The following is a 15494-nucleotide window of genomic DNA, read 5'->3' as shown; positions in this document are numbered from 1 at the left end:
GGGGAAGGCCAGGCACGGGTTCCGGGTGGTCGAGCCGGGGGGAAGGGGTAGGGCTATTTTCGGGGCTGGCTTGCAGCCTTGGGCGCTTTTCGCCGTTCTTTGGCCACTACAACCACTCATTCACTTTCTCACCCTCTTACCTGATGCTCCTGACTCGTACCCGCCATCTGGCGGTAGCGGCCCTGGGACTGTTGCTGAGCCAGGCCGGCTCGGCCGCGGCCGCGGCGCCCACCCTGCGCTATACCCTCTCGATGCCCGCGCCCCAAACGCACTACTTTGAGGTAGAAATGAAGCTCGATGGCTTTAACAAAGCCTATACGGATGTGAAAATGCCCGTGTGGGCTCCCGGTTCCTACCTGGTGCGCGAGTTTGCCAAGAACGTGGAAGGCTTCCGGGCTACGGCCGGCAGCGAGCAGCTGCGGGTAGAGAAAATAACCAAGAATACCTGGCGCGTGTACCACCCCAAGGCCAAGAGCTTCGCGGTGCGCTACCGGGTCTATGCCTTCGAGCTGAGTGTGCGCACCAGCTTTATTGACGCGGCCCACGGCTACGTGAACGGCACCAGCGTGTTCATGTACCCCGCCGAGGGCAAGCAGCTAGCCAGCACCCTGGAAGTACAGCCCGCCCAGGGCTGGAGCCAGGTGAGCACCAGCCTGAAGCCGGCCGGCGGCACGTTCACGTTCCGTTCCTCTAACTACGATGAGCTGGCCGACTCGCCCATCGAAATTGGTAACCAGAAGCTCTACACCTTCACGGCCAACGGCACGCCCCACACGGTAGCCATGTTCGGCGACCCAAAAGTGGACGAGCAGCGCCTGACCCGCGACATGCAGCGCGTGTGCGAAGAAGCTCAGAAAGTAGTGGGTCAGAACCCTCTGGACCGCTACCTGTTCATTGTGCACAATATTGACCGGGGCACCGGCGGCCTGGAGCACTTGTTCTCGACTACCCTTTCCGTGTCGCGCAACGCCTATTCCTCGGAAGCTGGCTGGAAGGGCTTTCTGGGCCTGGTGGCCCACGAGTACTTCCACCTCTGGAACGTGAAGCGCATCCGGCCCGTGGCCCTGGGGCCCTTTGATTACGACCAGGAAAACTACACCCGCATGCTGTGGGTGAGCGAGGGCGGCACCGAGTATTTTTCCAACCTGATTGTGCAGCGGGCCGGCTTTGTCTCGCCCGACGAGTACCTCGGCGACCTGAGCAACGGCATTAACCGCGTAGAAAACACGCCCGGCAACCGGCAGCAGTCGGCCGCCGAGTCGAGCTTCGACGCCTGGATCAAGTACTACCGCCCCAACGAGAACTCCGCCAACACCGGCATCAGCTACTACGACAAGGGCGAGGTTATAGGGGCCGTGCTGGATTTGATGATCATTCACGAAACCAAGGGCCAGAAAAGCCTCGACGACGTGATGCGCTACCTCTACGAGCGGTACTACAAGCAGTTGGGCCGCGGCTTCACCGACGAAGAGTACCAGGATGCCGTAGCTAAAGTAGCCGGCCGCCGCTTCGATGATTTCTTCCGGCGCCACGTGTACGGCGTTGAAACCCTGCCCTACGAGCAGGCCCTGGGCTACGCCGGCCTGAAGCTGACGGTAGCTGCTGCCGCCGCCACGGAGGCCAGCCTGGGCGCCAGCATCAGCGCGGCTGGGGGGCGCCAGACGGTGAGCAGCGTGCTGCGCGAGGGTAGCGCCTGGCAGGGCGGCCTGAGCGTGGGCGACGAAATTCTGGCCGTAGATGGGGCCCGCGTCACCGACGACGTGAACCGCCTGCTGGCCGGCCGGGCTGCCGGTTCCACGGTGAAGCTGCTGGTCAACCGCGACGGACAGATCAAAGAGCTGAGCTTCCCGCTGCTGGCCAACCCGCTGCGCCGCTACCGCATTGAGCGGCAGGCCAGCCCCACCGCCGAGCAGCAGGCGGTGTTGGCCAAGTGGCTGCCCGTGCGCAACTAAATAGCAACCACACACAGCCGTGTTTTCCGAAACCCCGGCCTGCCCAGCAGGCCGGGGTTTTTCGTGTGGCTTGGGGGAGGGCCGTGCGAAGCTTTAGGGCTGAGTAAGGGGTAGGCGCTAGGGTCCGGATAACGGTTAGGATTGGGTAGTCATCCGGCTAGCTCAAGTGCACGGTTCAGCACCTGTAGCGCACCAAAAAGCCCCGCTGATGTATTCAGCGGGGCTCCTGGGGGGGTAGCAAAGTTAACCTGAGGCTAGCCGATACGCTTCAGGGCTACCTCGCGGACCGGCGTAATCACCAGCGGCACTTTCTCTACTTTAACCGAGCTGGTATCGAGGCCGAAATACTTGTCCTCGGAGGCAATGAACTGCTTGATGTAGAAGTAGGCCTGCATGACCAGCTTCTCGACCATGGGGAATTCGTTTTCCACCGAGAGGAACTTCTCCAGCACCACAAAGCGGAAGTCGCCGGTAACGTGCTGCTTGCTCAGGGACTCGTAGCGCGAGGTAATATCCACCTCTTTGTTGCGCACCAGGTCCTCCACCACCTTGCGGAAGTAGAGGTTGATGCGCTGCTCCACCCGGAAGCCCAGGCGGAAGGTAATCCGGAACACGTCGTCGTGGGCCAGCTCCGTTACCTTGTACTCCATGGTGTAGGGCTCGTCGGTGGTATCTACGTGCACAAACCAGTAGATGTCGGCGCGCTTGGGGCGCTTCTGGAAGATGGAGTAGATAATCTTCGACTCAATTTCCGACTGCCGCTCCGCCGACGACATGAACACCAGGTGGGTGGCGTACTTCGAAACGGTTTCGTCGTTGGAGAGCTGCTTGAGGGCCTCGATGTAGGGCTCGATTTTCACGAACTCGGTGAGGCGGCGCTTGATAAAGTAAGCCCGCAGCCACACGTACATCACCGAAATCAGGGCCAGGCTGATAGCCACCGAAACCCAACCGCCGTGCGGGAACTTGATGAGGTTGGCCACCAGGAAGGAGCCTTCAATGAGGCCGTACACCAGTACAAACAGCGCCACCACCGGCTTGGGCACCCGCTTCACGTACAGCAGCCACATGGACAGTAGAACAGTAGTCATGAGCATGGTGACGGTGATGGCCAGCCCGTAGGCCGCTTCCATGTTTTCGGAGCGGCGGAAGTACAGCACCACGGCTATGCAGCCCAGTAGCAGCAGGCGGTTCATGCTGGGCACGTACAGCTGCCCTTTCACGTCGGTGGGGTAGTTAAGGCGCACCTTCGGCCACATGTTCAGCCGGATAGCCTCGGCCACGAGCGTAAACGAGCCGGTAATCAGGGCCTGGGAGGCAATGATGGCTGCAATGGTAGCAATGCCGATGCCGATAAGCAGAAACCACTCGGGCATGAGGGCATAGAAGGGGTTGCGGCCGTTGAGCTGCTCGCCTTGGTGGGCCACCAGCCAGCCGCCCTGCCCGAAGTAGTTCAGCACCAGGCACAGCTTCACGAACACCCAGCTGATGCGGATGTTGCCCTTGCCGCAGTGGCCCAGGTCGGAGTACAGAGCCTCGGCCCCGGTAGTACACAGAAATACCGAGCCCAGCAGCCAGAACCCGCCGGGCCGGTTGGCCAGCATGTTGTAGGCGTAGTAGGGGTTAATGGCCTTCAGAATCTCGGGGTGCTGCAGAATGCCGTACACGCCCAGGGCCGCCAGCATCGAAAACCACAGCAACATAATCGGCCCGAACGCCTTGCCCACAATCTGGGTGCCGAAGCTCTGGAGCAGAAACAGGCCTATCAGAATGGCAATAACGATGGGTACCGTTTGAATGTCCGGGTACACCGCCTCCAGCCCTTCAATGGCCGATGATACCGATACCGGCGGGGTAATCACGCCGTCGGCCAGCAGGGCCGCCCCGCCCACAATGGCAATGCCCGAAAGCCAGGCACCCCGCCGCCGCACTAGGGTGTACAGCGAAAAAATGCCGCCCTCGCCGTTGTTATCGGCGTTCAGGGTCAGTAGCACGTACTTAATGGTGGTTTGGAGCGTGAGCGTCCAGAGCACGCACGAAATACCCCCGTACACAAGGTCCGGGTCGATGCGCCCCGGCACAATGGCTTTCATCACGTACAAGGGCGAGGTGCCGATGTCGCCGTAGATGATGCCCAGGGCAATAAGCAGGCCGGCCGTAGAAATGGCGGTGTGCTGATGTTTGGCGTCCATGAGAGGAATAAAAGGGTGAGGGGAAGCCGTTTTTAACGGGCGGGGCCAAAGGTAGGAGTTGAGCGCTAATGCAGAACACAAACTCAGCCGCGCTTACGCAGGCCCCTGCGAAAAGTGACGGTCAGGCCGAAAATCAGGTTGGCAGCGGAGGTTCCGGCGCGGGTGCCTCGGGCGCAGCGGCTCCGGCAAGCCAGTACGCGGCCTCCGTGGCCGCCTCGTGGTGGCGCTGCCGGATGCGGTAGTTGGCCTCCTGAGCCAGCTGCTGCCAGCTGCGGGCCGGGCCGGAAAACGCAAAGTGGCGGGGCTCCTGGCCCGGGCGGTGCAGGCGCCAGCGGTTAGTTCCCCGCACGCCCCATGCCAGCAGCAGGGCCCCCACGCTCAGGCCCAGCGCGGCCGGCATGGTGCGCAGCCAGAACTGCAGGTAGCCCAGCAGAAAACCACACAGCACAAAGCCCCCCAGCAGCACCCCCAGCAGCCACCGTACCGGCTGCACATCTACCCCCGCCAGCTCGCGCCAGCCAAACCGCTCGTAATTAATTTCCAGCGCGTCGTTGGTAAGGGCCACCCGGCCATCTTCGCTGCGTAGGGTTAGGAACTGTGCGGGGGGTAGGGGCGGCTGAGCCTGAAACCTGGGCTCCGGCAAGGCAGGCAAGGAGCCAGCCGGCAACAGCGGGCTCTCACCGGGTGGCGGGGTGCTAGGGTCAGGAAGAAGGGGAATAGATGCGTCAGACATAGCCGAAAAAGCCCCGCCGGCCCCGGTAGCCCGTCCCCGGCGAAGGGGCGCAGCAACAAGCATGGGCAACAGCGGGGCCGTACTGGGAGGTTAAGAAGAAAGCCGGGGGTAGGCAGCCCAAAGCCCGGCAGAAGCACTACCGGGCCCGGGCAGGCCAGTAGCCTTAGTTATTTACTTTCAGCAGCTCAACATCGAAAATCAGGGCCGAGTCGGGGCCGATGTCGCGGCCGGCGCCGCGCTTGCCGTAGGCCAGGTCCGAGGGGATGTAGAGGCGCCACTTCGAGCCTTCGGGCATCAGCTGCAGGGCTTCTGTCCAGCCGGCAATTACCTGGTTTACCCCGAAGGTAGCGGGCTGACCGCGCTGGTAGGAGCTGTCAAACACGTTGCCGTTGATGAGCGTGCCGTGGTAGTGCGTGGTTACCGACGAGCCGGGGCCGGGCTTGCGGCCGTTGCCCTCCTTCAGCACCTCGTACTGCAGGCCGCTGGGCAGGGTAGTAATGCCAGGCTTACCGGCATTTTCTTTCAGGAAGGCTTCGCCTTCGGCTTTGTTGTTGCTCATGGCGCTGGGGTCTTGGTTGGCTTCTTCGTGGGCTTCCATCTGCTGCTGCAGCTGCTGCATGGCGCTCTGCATCTGCTCGGGCGTCAGGCGGCTGGGCTCTCCGCCCAGGGCTTCCTTCATGCTCTGGGCAAACACGTCAATGTCCAGATCGAGGCCTTGCTGGGCAAAATTGCGGGCCATGTCGCGCCCGATGATGTAGCTGATTTGCTCTTTCAAGCCGGTCAGGTTCATAAATCACAGGTTATACCGATGAGGAGCTGCGGTCAGTGGCTTAGGCCGGCAGGCAACCTCTTCAGCGGGTGAGAAAGAAAAACAGCAACCCACCGCGGGCTGCCGCTGCTGTGAAGTACCGAAAACAGTTGGGAATGGATGTGGTTTTTTTCGGGCCGAAAAGGTAATGCCCTGATTTTGAACCCCGGTTTGTGCTACCCCTGAACGCAACAAACCCCGCCGGAAGCGGGGTTTGGGAAAAATCAAGGCTATTTGCCCTCCTTAGCAGAAGTGCAGCTCTTCCTCGTCGCGAAGATCAAAAAACAGATTCAGGTCGCGAACCTGGGCAGCCAGGTAGCCCAACGAACCCAGGCCCCCGAGAAACAGCAGGGAGGAGACAGCAGCAGCGCTCTTTTTCATGGCAAGACAGATAGAATGGTGCAAATCAAGTTGTTGGATGCAAAGATAATACGGATGCGTAATAAAATTGTTATGCAAGCATCATTTATTTGTTGCCTTTCGCTCTGGACCAACCAGCCAGCGGCGCGCGGGAACGAGGTGGGATAGTGGCCGCTGCTGTAAGCAAAAGAGCTGAGCCAAAGGCGGGAAAGCCCGGCAACTGCTGCCAACCAGCCCGGTGCGGTTAGGGGCGGGCCGCCGGGGTAGCCGGGCTCTGCTGGGCCTGCTTGATTTTGGTGGCTACCTCTACCATCGGGGCCACCCAGATATCCTGCTCGTGGGCCTTGAGGTAGCGCAGCAGCTGCCGGTGGGCCTTCAAATCTACGTTCAGGGAGTGGCCGCCGCCCACGCCATGGAACAGAAACACCAGCACCGTGCGCGACTGTTGGGCCTTTTTCACCAAGTCAATCAGCTGCTCACCGGTTTGCCCGTTAATCATGTAGCTGTTGATATTGGTCAGATCCACCTGCGTGGCTGTCTGCAGGCCGCCGGTTACGCCGCGGGCCGCCACAAAGTCATTCCTGAGCTGCTCATAAAAGTACACCCCTCCAATCTGTCGGTCGCCGCAAGGGTAGGCAAACGTGCGGGCCGTTTGGCCGTCGATGGCGTTAAGCAGGGTATTGTTGGCGCGTACCTCGCTTACGGCCCGGTTTACCGTGTATTTGCTTAAATCATTATCGGGCGTCACGAAGCCGCGGCCGGGCAGGCTGCCGTCGCAGGGGTGCATGAGGGCGTGGTTGCCGAGCTCGTGGCCGCGCTGGGCAGCCCGGCGCCACTCCGGCAGCCGGCGGGCCACCACGGGCGAGGACCCAATCAGGTAAAATGTGCCCCGCAGCTTCACCGAGTCGAGGGCCGGCACCACATTATCCAGGTCCACATCAATGGCATCGTCGTAGGTCAGCACCACGGCGCACTGCTTGTTGTTCCAGGTACGGGTGGTTTGGGCGTGGCCGGCGAGGTGCCCGGCAAGCAGGAAGGTGGCGCTGAGATAGAGAGGCCGGCGGTTGAGCATCGGAACAGATAAATAAGAATGAAAGGAGCTACGCAGGCTTCCGGCTGACCGGGCTACCCACCATGGCCCGGCAAGATAAGGGCCGGGAAACCGGATGCCAGCCAGGCGGCCGGCTGCAATCAGTTACCAGACTCCCTGACCTCACTTACTTCTACGCGCCGGTTACGGGCATCGGGCGAGGGGTAGCGCGGGCGGGCGTCGCCGTAGCCGACGGTACTGATGCGCCCGGCTGCAATGCCTGCTCTCACCAGGTAGGCTTTTACGGCCTCCGCCCGCTGCTCTGAAAGCACTTGGTTTTTCCGGGGCTCTCCAATCTTATCGGTATGCCCGGCTACGCGGAGCTTCAGGGCGGGGTGGGCCTGCAGCTCGGTGGCTAGCTGGTTGAGAGCCGGTAGTCCCTCCGGCAGCAGTTCCGGAGTGCCCAGCCTGAACAAGACGGTGGGTAGCACAACGGGGGTAGGTGCCACCACGTACGCGGGGCTTCGGCGGGCCGTATCCAGCCGGGCCGTATCAGGCCGCGCGGGAGCGGGCGTTGGCCGGGCTGGCTTGGGCGCCGCAGGTTTGGCAGCGGGCGTAACTCCCGTAACCTGAACGGTGATGGGCACCACCGCGCTCTGGCTGGTGGGGTAGTAGCCCTGGGTCAGGTAGAACGTGGTAGCTTTGCTAAGCTTAGTGCGAAACGTATTGCCCGTGGCTATGGGCTGCTTAAGCTCGGCATCGGCGTACCATAGCACGTTGCGGCCCGAAACGCGGATGGTCGTTTCGGCGTTGGCAGGCACCACGGCGGCCGATTTCAGCTTTACGCGGTAGAGGGTAAGCGTGCCAGAGTCGCACTCGCCCACGGGGCGGTACGTAGCGCGGCCGGTAAGCTTCTCCTGGGCGGGGTCATAGGTGAAGGTGATGGCGCCGTCGCACCAGTAGCTGAAGGCCGAGCGGCCGGTTTCACTGAGCTTGCGCACGTGCTCCAGGCGCAGGCCACTACCCGCACGGGCGGCCCGCACCTCAAACGCAACCGAAACTCCCGGCCGGCCGCCGGCTTCCTGGTACAGCACCCCAAACAAGCTGCCGCCTTTGCCCTGCTGAAGCCGCAGCTCTGCCGGCCAGTAGCTTCCTGGCTCGCCGGTATCGGTTTCCACCCCTTGCCAGATGCCCGTGAGCGACTGGGCCCGTGCCGGCCCGAGCAGCAGCAGCAGGGCCATGACGCCTATCCAAAAGCTGAGTTTTATCATGCTTGCCAAACCTAACACGCAGCCTAGAGTCGCGCAAGCAGGCGGGCGGTTGCGTGGGTTCAGCCCGGCTGGGCGCTCTAGCCCAGGTAGGCCATGTCCGCCGGGCTCAGTTGAATAACCGCCGCCGCCAGGTTTTCGCGTAGGTGGGCCAGGGAAGAGGTGCCGGGGATGGGCAGCAGCCAGGGGGAGCGGTGCAGCAGCCAGGCAATATTGATCTGGGCGGGGGTGGCGTTGTGCTGGCGGGCTACCTCGGCAATCTTATCCAGGGCCTTGGGCAGAGCGTGCACCAGGGAGAAAAACGGAATCAGCGGGAGCTGATGCTGCTCGCAAAGGTCCAGCACTTCCTCGCCGCCGGGGTTGGCGCCGTGCGGCAGCCGCACGGTGGTGCGCTGGGCGTAGCTGTACATGTTTTCCACGGTGGCAATGGGCCCCAGTCGCAGGCCGGCTTCCAGCTCCGCGCGGGTTACGTTGCTCAGGCCTACGTGCAGAATCTTGCCCTCACGTTGCAGCTCAAACATGGCGCCCAGCTGCTCGTCCAGCGGCACCGGGCCGGGGCCCATCAGGCGCAGGTGTACCAGCTGAATCTGCTCCTGCCCGAGGGTGCGCAGGTTGTTCTCAATGCTCTGGCGCAGCTGCTCAGGCCGGTTGAAAGGCACCCAGCTTTTATCGGAGCGGCGGGTAGCGCCCACCTTCGTGCAGATAACCAGGTTGGAGGGGTAGGGAAACAGGGCCTCGCGGATAAGCCGGTTGGTTACGTCCTGGCCGTAATAATCAGCGGTGTCGAGAAAGGTAACGCCCGCCTCCACGGCCGTGCGCAGAATCTGCAGGGCCTCGGGGCGGTTGGCCGGTTCGCCCCAGATTTCGGGGCCCGTCAGGCGCATGGTGCCGTAGCCCAGGCGCGAAACGGTGAGGGGATGGGCCGAGTTCGGGGCAATGGTGATAGTAGACATAAAAACGAATGGCGGAAGCGCAAAGGAGCAGCCTTGGCTGCCAAATGAAGAGAATAACAAAAGCGCTGGCCGAACTTCTTCGGCCAGCGCTTTTTAAGCGACAGATGCAGATTTAACAGCAAGCGAAAGCTGAGGGCAGCGCTTCTCAAACGCTTGGCGCTACTTGTTTCGGAGGTGCCGGAAGGCCAGGAAAATACCCCCGATGATAAGAAGCAGCCATACCAGAATCAGCCCGGCGCTGGCCCCGTACACTACGCTCAAAAAGAACAGGAGACCACCAATAACCGCCGCAATCAGTCCCAATGCCGCCGCGACCACGGAGTTGGTAGAAGAAGAACTTTGCACGGACAGGGCGTTGCTGCGCCGGGCCTGCAGCGGGTGAAAGGCCACTTGCCGCAACGGCGCGGGGAAGCCGGGCCGTAGTTTGAGCTTGTGCCGAACCGGTGCCAAGCGGCGACCTAGGGGAAGGCGATTGGTTTTGGAAACCAGAATGGGTTGAGCGGTAGATGTGACGGTTGCCGGTGCTGCGGGCGCTGGTGTAGGGGGGGGAGGGCTGGCAGGGCGAGTAGCTGTTGCGTGGTAGGCGGGGGTGGTAGGCAATACCGCGTAAGGCGCACGTGTACAGGCTGCCAGGGTGCCGAGCAACGCCACGCCGCAGAGGAAAGAAAAACGCATTTGAGGGAGTAGAGGTTAGAGCTATAAGTAAAGCAGTTTAGGTCGGTTGAAAGGTACTACAATCGCGTGCCGCTAAAAAAAATGCTGTCGTAAATAATAGTTGGCCCCTAAAAGGGTTTGCTCGCAGTGCAAAAGAGGTTCCTGGCTTATTCCTGCTGAAACGGGGGTAGGCGCTTCGCCTGGGCCGCTACTGAGTCCAAAAATCAGGAAACGGTCCGGCTTCTGTAGAGTAGCTTAGTTCCTATAATACTCCTTGATGAGGTAGGCGTGGGTGGTGCTGGTCCAGCGGCCGTTGGTTTTGCGGCGGGTTGTTACCAGCACTTTTTCGCCGCCGCGGGCGTCCTCTTCCAAAGTCATCACCTCGCTAAGACCCTGGCCGGGCACTACCTCGTACTCCGTGGTCAGGTGCCAGCAGCAGCCATCTTTCTGAAACGTGATGAGGCGCTTACGGGCCTTATCGACCTGAAACATGCCCAGATTGTCGGAGGCCAGGGCCGTGAGTTCGGCGCTGCGGATAAAGCGGCGGGAGCGGCTGGCGGACACGTACACATCGTAGGAAGGGCCGTCGTAGCTGCTGTGGTTGCCGTTGCGGATGGCCAGGTCCTCGCTACCGTCAAAGTTGAAGTCGCCGAAGATGAGCGGGCTCTGCTCCCCATACAGTTCCACCGTATTCACGGTGGGCTGCCGTTTGGGCGCATCGAGGTAGAAGGAAAGGTCCTCGGAAGAGAAAGTCTGGACGAGCTGCTTGGTTTGCTTACTGTAGAGCTTAATGGTGCCTGCGCCCTCGCAGTGGTCATCGGGGCAGCTAGCGACGGTAATAGTAGCGGAGTAGCGGGCAGAACCTTGGGCTACGGTAAAGCTGCGCTGGCTCAGGCCCGGTAGGGAGTGGCCTAGCAGCGTCAGAAGCAAAACGTTACGGAGGTTAAGCAGGCGGCAAAATGGCATACCAGCGTTATGTAGGCAAACGATAGGAGCGCCGGCCCAGGCTCACCCGGCGCCGGTGCGGGAGGTACTATATTGCTGCGCTACTGCCAGGAATTCTTCTTTCGATAAGTAGCGGCTCAGAAAATCTTCCAGGCTCCCAACAGGAGCTATTTCCTCGAAAAAGACCTCGTGGTCGGTGCCGTAAACGGTGGAATTCTGCGGGTTAGGGTCGCTGATGCACACAAAGTAGTGGTCAGGGAAGCCATAAGAATAACAAATGCAGATAAACTCCAGCGGGTCGGTGCCTGCCACGGTGAGCCGAAGGTATGCGGGATTTACCAAGCCTTCCAACTCACCGTAGTCGGGTGTGTTCGGGGTGAAGGGGGTAAAAAGGAAATTGCGGAAGAAGTCCTGCCCGTAGGGGAGCTCATGGTCGGCGAAGAAGTGCTGCAGTAAGGCCTCGTAGAAAGCTGGGGCGTTTGCCGCGTGCAGGGCTTGGTGCTGCTGATAGAATTCGTCGAGGCCGTACAACTCCTCGGCGTACTTTCGGGGGTAGAGCGGATGCGGAAATGAAGTAGCCTGCAGAAACGGTACCAGCGAAGCCTCAGGCGCGGCCATAGTGCCGCCAAGTCGCTGAATCTGCTGCCGGATTTCGGGTGTCATAGGTGTGAGGTATGGCTCACAGTTCTCACGAGAAAAGAGGCGCTGAACGCAGGACAGTTCAATAATCTAACTGCTTACTTTTTCAGCACCAGCTCAGCCTTTTTAATTACCAGTGAGGGATTAGGGGCCGCCACTAAGCGTGCTTTAAACGTGTAGGTGCCCGATGTAGGCGCCGTGAGCGTTCCGCTTTTGCCCGTGAAGCTCCAGCTGGTTTTGTCGTTAACGGAGGTCTTGACTTCCCCTACCGTTACGTTTTTCTCGGTCGGATCTAGCTCAAGCTGCTGGTAGGGCGCCCCGTTTTGAAGGATCTGTACCTGAAAGCGGACCGGGGCCTCCCCATCGTAGGCCATGTCCATATCCGACCAGATGGCTAATTCTTCGCCTTGCTGCAGCTGCAACGTGGTTTCTTTCACGACTTCTTGGCCCGGCTTGCTGATGACGTTAATAGGAAGACGGGCCACTTCTTGGCCAAACAGGTTGTCGCAGGCGCTAAGCGGTGCGGCTAATAACAGGGCCGTAAGTAGTTTGTAAGCGCCAAATATGGGGTAGGATTGCTTCATCTTATAAGGGGTTTGAAGCAGTAAGCTTAGGAGTTTTTCCGCAAAGCATCATATGTTCAAGTTTCCGCGCCTTGGTCTGCACCCATTTGCTACCCCATCTGTGCCGGCTTGCTAATACCCACTCTTCGCCCGGCTTTGAATGCGCTTCTCCCAGCGTTTGCGCTTAGGCGCGATGCTGCCACGCAGGTACTTTTCCATCACCATCACGGCGCAGGGCGCGGCGGCCGTCGCCCCGAAGCCGGCGTTTTCCAGGTACACGGCCACGGCTATTCGGGGGTTGTTGGCGGGGGCAAAACCCACGAAGGCCGCGTGGTCGTCGCCCTCGTCGTTTTCCACGGTGCCGGTTTTGCCCGCCACCGTAATGCCCACGTCGGCCAGGCTGGACGCATCGGCGGTGCCGCCGCGCTGCATCACGGCCACCATGCCCGGCACCAGGGCCGCGAAGTGGGCGCTATCGATGAGGGTACGGCGCTTTTCCAGGAAGCGCGGCAGCGGGCCGTTGTCACCCACGCTGCGCACCAGGTGGGGCCGGTAGTACCAGCCGCGGTTGGCAATGATGGCCGCCATGTTGGCCATCTGCAGGCCCGTCAGGTTGATTTCGCCCTGCCCGATGCTGAGCGAGTAAATGGAGCGGTACGTCCAGCGGGAGGTGCGGCGAGCTTTGTCGTAGTAAGCGGGGGTAGGCAGAAAGCCGGGCGCCTCGCGGGGCAAATCCACGCCCAGCACCGAGTCGAGCCCGAAGGAGCGGACGTAGCGCCGCCACTGGGCCAGGTTGGCATGGCGAGCCGCCACGGTATCCTGCACCAGCGAGTCGGGTACGCAGTCAATCAGGCTTTGCATTACCTGGTAGAAGTAGGGGTTGCAGCTGTACTTCAGGCCCGCCGTGAGGCTGGTAGCCGGCTTGTGGCGGTGTACGCAGCTAACCAGGGATTGGTCGCAGCGAAAAGCCGAGGCCGGAGTAATGGCCTGCATCTGCAGGGCCACGGCCGCATTCACCAACTTAAATACCGAGCCGGGCGGGTTCGCCAGCATGGCCGGCCGGTTGAGCAGGGGCATGTTTTCGTGTTCCAGCAGCTCGGCCCGCACGCCGGCCTGGTCCGGAGCTGTAATGGTAGCCGGATGGTACACCGGCGCCGATACGTAGGCCAGAATTTCGCCGGTTTTGGGGTTGAGGGCCACGAGGTAGCCCTTGCGGTTGCCTAGTAGCTTCTCGGCGTAGGCCTGCAGCTTCACGTCGATGGTCAGGTGCAGGTCCTGGCCTTGCTGGAAGGTAGTGTCCTTGGCCCAGGTGCCGTGCTGCCGGCCCTGCTTATCCAGCAGCGGGTGCAGGTAGCCGTGGTGGCCGGTAAGCAGCCCGTTGTAGTACGCTTCTACGCCTCCGTTGCGCAGGCGGTAGAAGCGGCCCCGGCGGTAGCGCTGGGCCTGGCGGTAAAAGGCCTGGGCTTCGGCGCCGAGGTAGCCCAGCACCGGCGCGGCTGCATTGGTAGTGTAGGTGCGGCGGTGGCGCTCCAGCAACGTCAGGCGGGGCACGGTGGCGCTACTGTCGCGGCGTACCCGTTCGGCTTCGGCTTTGGTCAGGCGAAGCTGCACTGGGTAGCCCGGCCGGGCCCCCGGATAGGGCAGGGCCTCGGCAATGCGCCGGCGCACGGTAGTGGAGTCCCAGCCCAGCAGCTGACCCAGGGCCAGGGTATCGAGCGGGGGGCGGATCGGCAGCTTCAGCAGATACTGCAGGCGGGTATCCACCAGCACCGAGTCGTGGCGGTCGAGGATGCGGCCCCGGATGAGCGAGTCGGCCACTACCACGCGGCGGCGGGTGTACTCTTCGCGAGTATTCGGGTCCTGGGTGGGGGCGCTGGTAGGTTGTTCGGGGGAGGAGCAAGCGGCCAGTCCGGCTAGCAAGGTCAGTGCAATAGTTCTCCAGAAAGTGAAAGCCGTGCGCATCGGGCAAAGCTAGGTAATTGCGGGGCGCTAGGTCGGTCTTTTCGGTAAACTAGAGCTACCACCGTCCAGGACAAGTCAATGCTGGGTAAAAGCGAATTCATCTTTCCTTTATTGAGCCATATGGTGAGGAAACTAGTTGCCCATATACCTCATAGGGTTATCGTCTGGCGCTAGGGTAGGACCCGGCCACATGACCCACGTCTGCTGGCGGATACGCAGGAAGGCCAATTGCGCCAAGAGCTGCCCACAGAATATTGGCATTTCACTGCCCAGGCGCTGGAGCAGCCTGCGCGCTTGCAGTAGGTCAGCGAATACCAGCCCCGCACTCACGCCACTCAGCGGAGGCGGGCCGCGGAGTAGTACGAAAGAACGATTGACACGCTTATGCCTGGCCAATTGAAATGAAGTGGTTTCATGCCTGAAAATCAAGCATATTGCTGTTTTTCAGGATGATAATGGAGAACGTAGAAGAACCCAGTAGTTCCATCAGGTGCGTAGTAGCCGCAGTTGGATTTAGGCTGTACGACTTGTCAGACCTGCGGCTCTACTGCGAGAGAATAGGGGGTAGTCAGCATGTGTAAAATATTGATAATAAGTCTATAGCGACAAACAAAACGCTGCTTTTACAACAGGTTGCTGCCTCAACAAATGCCACTGAGGATCGTTGGAGAGGCTAAGCAAGCAAACCTTGCTCCTGACCTTTTACCCTTCTGAGCTATGAACACCGACGACCTGAAACAACTGATCAAAGACGGCCTATCGGCCCAGCGTGCTGGCAGCCAAGTAGCCGCCAAAGCCACCGACGAAATCCTCAACGACGCCAAGCACCCCGAGCTGAAAGCGGCCCTGCAGGAAGGCAACGAAATTGCCAAGAAGTGGGCTCAACGTATTGAGGATGCTATTGCCGAAGTAGGCGGCGCCGAAAACCAGAACAATGAAATCCTGGAGGCCCACTACCGGGTGAGCAAGGAAATCCGGGCCAAAGCTACCTCCGATACCACGCGCGACCTGGGCATCATTGCCAGCGGCCAACTGGCTCTGCACTACTGGATTGCTTCCTTCGGCACGGTAGCCTCGTACGCCGCCTCCGCCGGCCTCACCCAAACCGAGCAAAACCTGAAAGCCTGCGTGCAGGAGGCCAAGCAAGCCGACGACAAGCACACCGACATCGCCCAGCGTATCCTCGCCGAGCAAGGCCAGCAATAGGGGACGTTATTATCTCTACAGCATTCCCGCTGATCGTAACGCAACCGCGCCGCTTGGATAGCTCCAAGCGGCGCGGTTGTGGTTTAGCGTGTTGTAGCTGTAGGGTAGTTCCAAATGAATTGCATCGCCCGGATTTCTCCAAGCGGTGCAGTATAGCTTGTCGTTGGCGCAAACTCTAAATTATAGCAAGTTACGAGGTAGGTTGCTCTACGCGCGCGACAGTTGTACA

General features: G+C 60.8%; 14 protein-coding genes. 2 read left to right on the top strand and 12 right to left on the bottom strand.

Features of this window, described 5'->3' with window-relative positions:
* The first annotated feature begins 143 nt into the window (after positions 1 to 143).
* On the top strand, positions 144 to 1952 hold the full coding sequence (locus GGU46_RS13635) for a M61 family metallopeptidase (RefSeq protein ID WP_183404064.1): 1809 nt from the start codon (positions 144 to 146) through the stop codon (positions 1950 to 1952).
* 254 nt (positions 1953 to 2206) lie between these two features.
* Here the strand turns inward: GGU46_RS13635 and GGU46_RS13630 are convergent, their stop codons facing one another.
* The 12 genes from GGU46_RS13630 to GGU46_RS13575 all read right to left on the bottom strand — a co-directional run bounded on the left by GGU46_RS13630 (position 2207) and on the right by GGU46_RS13575 (position 14059).
* On the bottom strand, positions 2207 to 4144 hold the full coding sequence (locus GGU46_RS13630) for a KUP/HAK/KT family potassium transporter (protein WP_183404063.1): 1938 nt from the start codon (positions 4142 to 4144) through the stop codon (positions 2207 to 2209).
* Positions 4145 to 4277: 133 nt separating this feature from the next.
* The gene (locus GGU46_RS13625) at positions 4278 to 4877 is read right to left on the bottom strand and encodes a hypothetical protein (RefSeq protein ID WP_183404062.1); all 600 of its coding nucleotides are present in this window, start codon (positions 4875 to 4877) and stop codon (positions 4278 to 4280) included.
* 163 nt (positions 4878 to 5040) lie between these two features.
* Positions 5041 to 5667, bottom strand: a complete 627-nt coding sequence (locus GGU46_RS13620) for an FKBP-type peptidyl-prolyl cis-trans isomerase (RefSeq protein WP_183404061.1) — start codon at positions 5665 to 5667, stop codon at positions 5041 to 5043.
* Positions 5668 to 5928: 261 nt separating this feature from the next.
* A complete protein-coding gene (locus tag GGU46_RS13615; RefSeq protein ID WP_183404060.1) occupies positions 5929 to 6066 on the bottom strand; it encodes a hypothetical protein in 138 nt (45 codons plus the stop codon).
* 223 nt (positions 6067 to 6289) lie between these two features.
* Positions 6290 to 7117, bottom strand: coding sequence for a polysaccharide deacetylase family protein (locus GGU46_RS13610; RefSeq protein WP_183404059.1), 828 nt, complete (start codon positions 7115 to 7117; stop codon positions 6290 to 6292).
* Between the two features lie 119 nt (positions 7118 to 7236).
* The gene (locus GGU46_RS13605) at positions 7237 to 8346 is read right to left on the bottom strand and encodes an OmpA family protein (protein WP_183404058.1); all 1110 of its coding nucleotides are present in this window, start codon (positions 8344 to 8346) and stop codon (positions 7237 to 7239) included.
* A gap of 77 nt (positions 8347 to 8423) precedes the next feature.
* Complete coding sequence (locus tag GGU46_RS13600; protein ID WP_183404057.1) at positions 8424 to 9296, bottom strand: aldo/keto reductase; 873 nt, start codon at positions 9294 to 9296, stop codon at positions 8424 to 8426.
* A gap of 159 nt (positions 9297 to 9455) precedes the next feature.
* Complete coding sequence (locus GGU46_RS13595) at positions 9456 to 9746, bottom strand: hypothetical protein (protein WP_183404056.1); 291 nt, start codon at positions 9744 to 9746, stop codon at positions 9456 to 9458.
* Positions 9747 to 10205: 459 nt separating this feature from the next.
* Positions 10206 to 10880, bottom strand: a complete 675-nt coding sequence (locus tag GGU46_RS13590) for an XAC2610-related protein (RefSeq protein ID WP_183404055.1) — start codon at positions 10878 to 10880, stop codon at positions 10206 to 10208.
* Positions 10881 to 10958: 78 nt separating this feature from the next.
* Positions 10959 to 11558: a hypothetical protein gene (locus GGU46_RS13585; protein ID WP_183404054.1), complete on the bottom strand. Its 600-nt coding sequence runs from the start codon at positions 11556 to 11558 to the stop codon at positions 10959 to 10961.
* A gap of 74 nt (positions 11559 to 11632) precedes the next feature.
* A complete protein-coding gene (locus tag GGU46_RS13580) occupies positions 11633 to 12118 on the bottom strand; it encodes a hypothetical protein (RefSeq protein WP_183404053.1) in 486 nt (161 codons plus the stop codon).
* A 111-nt stretch (positions 12119 to 12229) separates the two neighbouring features.
* Positions 12230 to 14059: a peptidoglycan D,D-transpeptidase FtsI family protein gene (locus tag GGU46_RS13575; RefSeq protein ID WP_183404052.1), complete on the bottom strand. Its 1830-nt coding sequence runs from the start codon at positions 14057 to 14059 to the stop codon at positions 12230 to 12232.
* 717 nt (positions 14060 to 14776) lie between these two features.
* On the opposite strand from GGU46_RS13575, the gene GGU46_RS13570 reads away from it, so the two are divergent.
* A complete protein-coding gene (locus tag GGU46_RS13570; protein ID WP_183404051.1) occupies positions 14777 to 15265 on the top strand; it encodes a YciE/YciF ferroxidase family protein in 489 nt (162 codons plus the stop codon).
* Positions 15266 to 15494 lie beyond the last annotated feature (229 nt).

Source organism: Hymenobacter latericoloratus (genome assembly GCF_014199535.1).
Lineage (GTDB): Bacteria > Bacteroidota > Bacteroidia > Cytophagales > Hymenobacteraceae > Hymenobacter > Hymenobacter latericoloratus.
Note: the sequence above shows the minus strand (reverse complement) of the source record. Positions and strands in the feature narration are given on the sequence as shown.

What these genes read in the sequence shown, in the direction of transcription:
- GGU46_RS13635 (WP_183404064.1), top strand. Translation starts at nt 144, where the DNA reads ATGCTCCTGACTCGTACCCGCCATCTGGCGGTAGCGGCCCTGGGACTG.
- GGU46_RS13630 (WP_183404063.1), bottom strand. Translation starts at nt 4,144, where the DNA reads ATGGACGCCAAACATCAGCACACCGCCATTTCTACGGCCGGCCTGCTT.
- GGU46_RS13625 (WP_183404062.1), bottom strand. Translation starts at nt 4,877, where the DNA reads ATGTCTGACGCATCTATTCCCCTTCTTCCTGACCCTAGCACCCCGCCA.
- GGU46_RS13620 (WP_183404061.1), bottom strand. Translation starts at nt 5,667, where the DNA reads ATGAACCTGACCGGCTTGAAAGAGCAAATCAGCTACATCATCGGGCGC.
- GGU46_RS13615 (WP_183404060.1), bottom strand. Translation starts at nt 6,066, where the DNA reads ATGAAAAAGAGCGCTGCTGCTGTCTCCTCCCTGCTGTTTCTCGGGGGC.
- GGU46_RS13610 (WP_183404059.1), bottom strand. Translation starts at nt 7,117, where the DNA reads ATGCTCAACCGCCGGCCTCTCTATCTCAGCGCCACCTTCCTGCTTGCC.
- GGU46_RS13605 (WP_183404058.1), bottom strand. Translation starts at nt 8,346, where the DNA reads ATGATAAAACTCAGCTTTTGGATAGGCGTCATGGCCCTGCTGCTGCTG.
- GGU46_RS13600 (WP_183404057.1), bottom strand. Translation starts at nt 9,296, where the DNA reads ATGTCTACTATCACCATTGCCCCGAACTCGGCCCATCCCCTCACCGTT.
- GGU46_RS13585 (WP_183404054.1), bottom strand. Translation starts at nt 11,558, where the DNA reads ATGACACCCGAAATCCGGCAGCAGATTCAGCGACTTGGCGGCACTATG.
- GGU46_RS13580 (WP_183404053.1), bottom strand. Translation starts at nt 12,118, where the DNA reads ATGAAGCAATCCTACCCCATATTTGGCGCTTACAAACTACTTACGGCC.
- GGU46_RS13575 (WP_183404052.1), bottom strand. Translation starts at nt 14,059, where the DNA reads ATGCGCACGGCTTTCACTTTCTGGAGAACTATTGCACTGACCTTGCTA.
- GGU46_RS13570 (WP_183404051.1), top strand. Translation starts at nt 14,777, where the DNA reads ATGAACACCGACGACCTGAAACAACTGATCAAAGACGGCCTATCGGCC.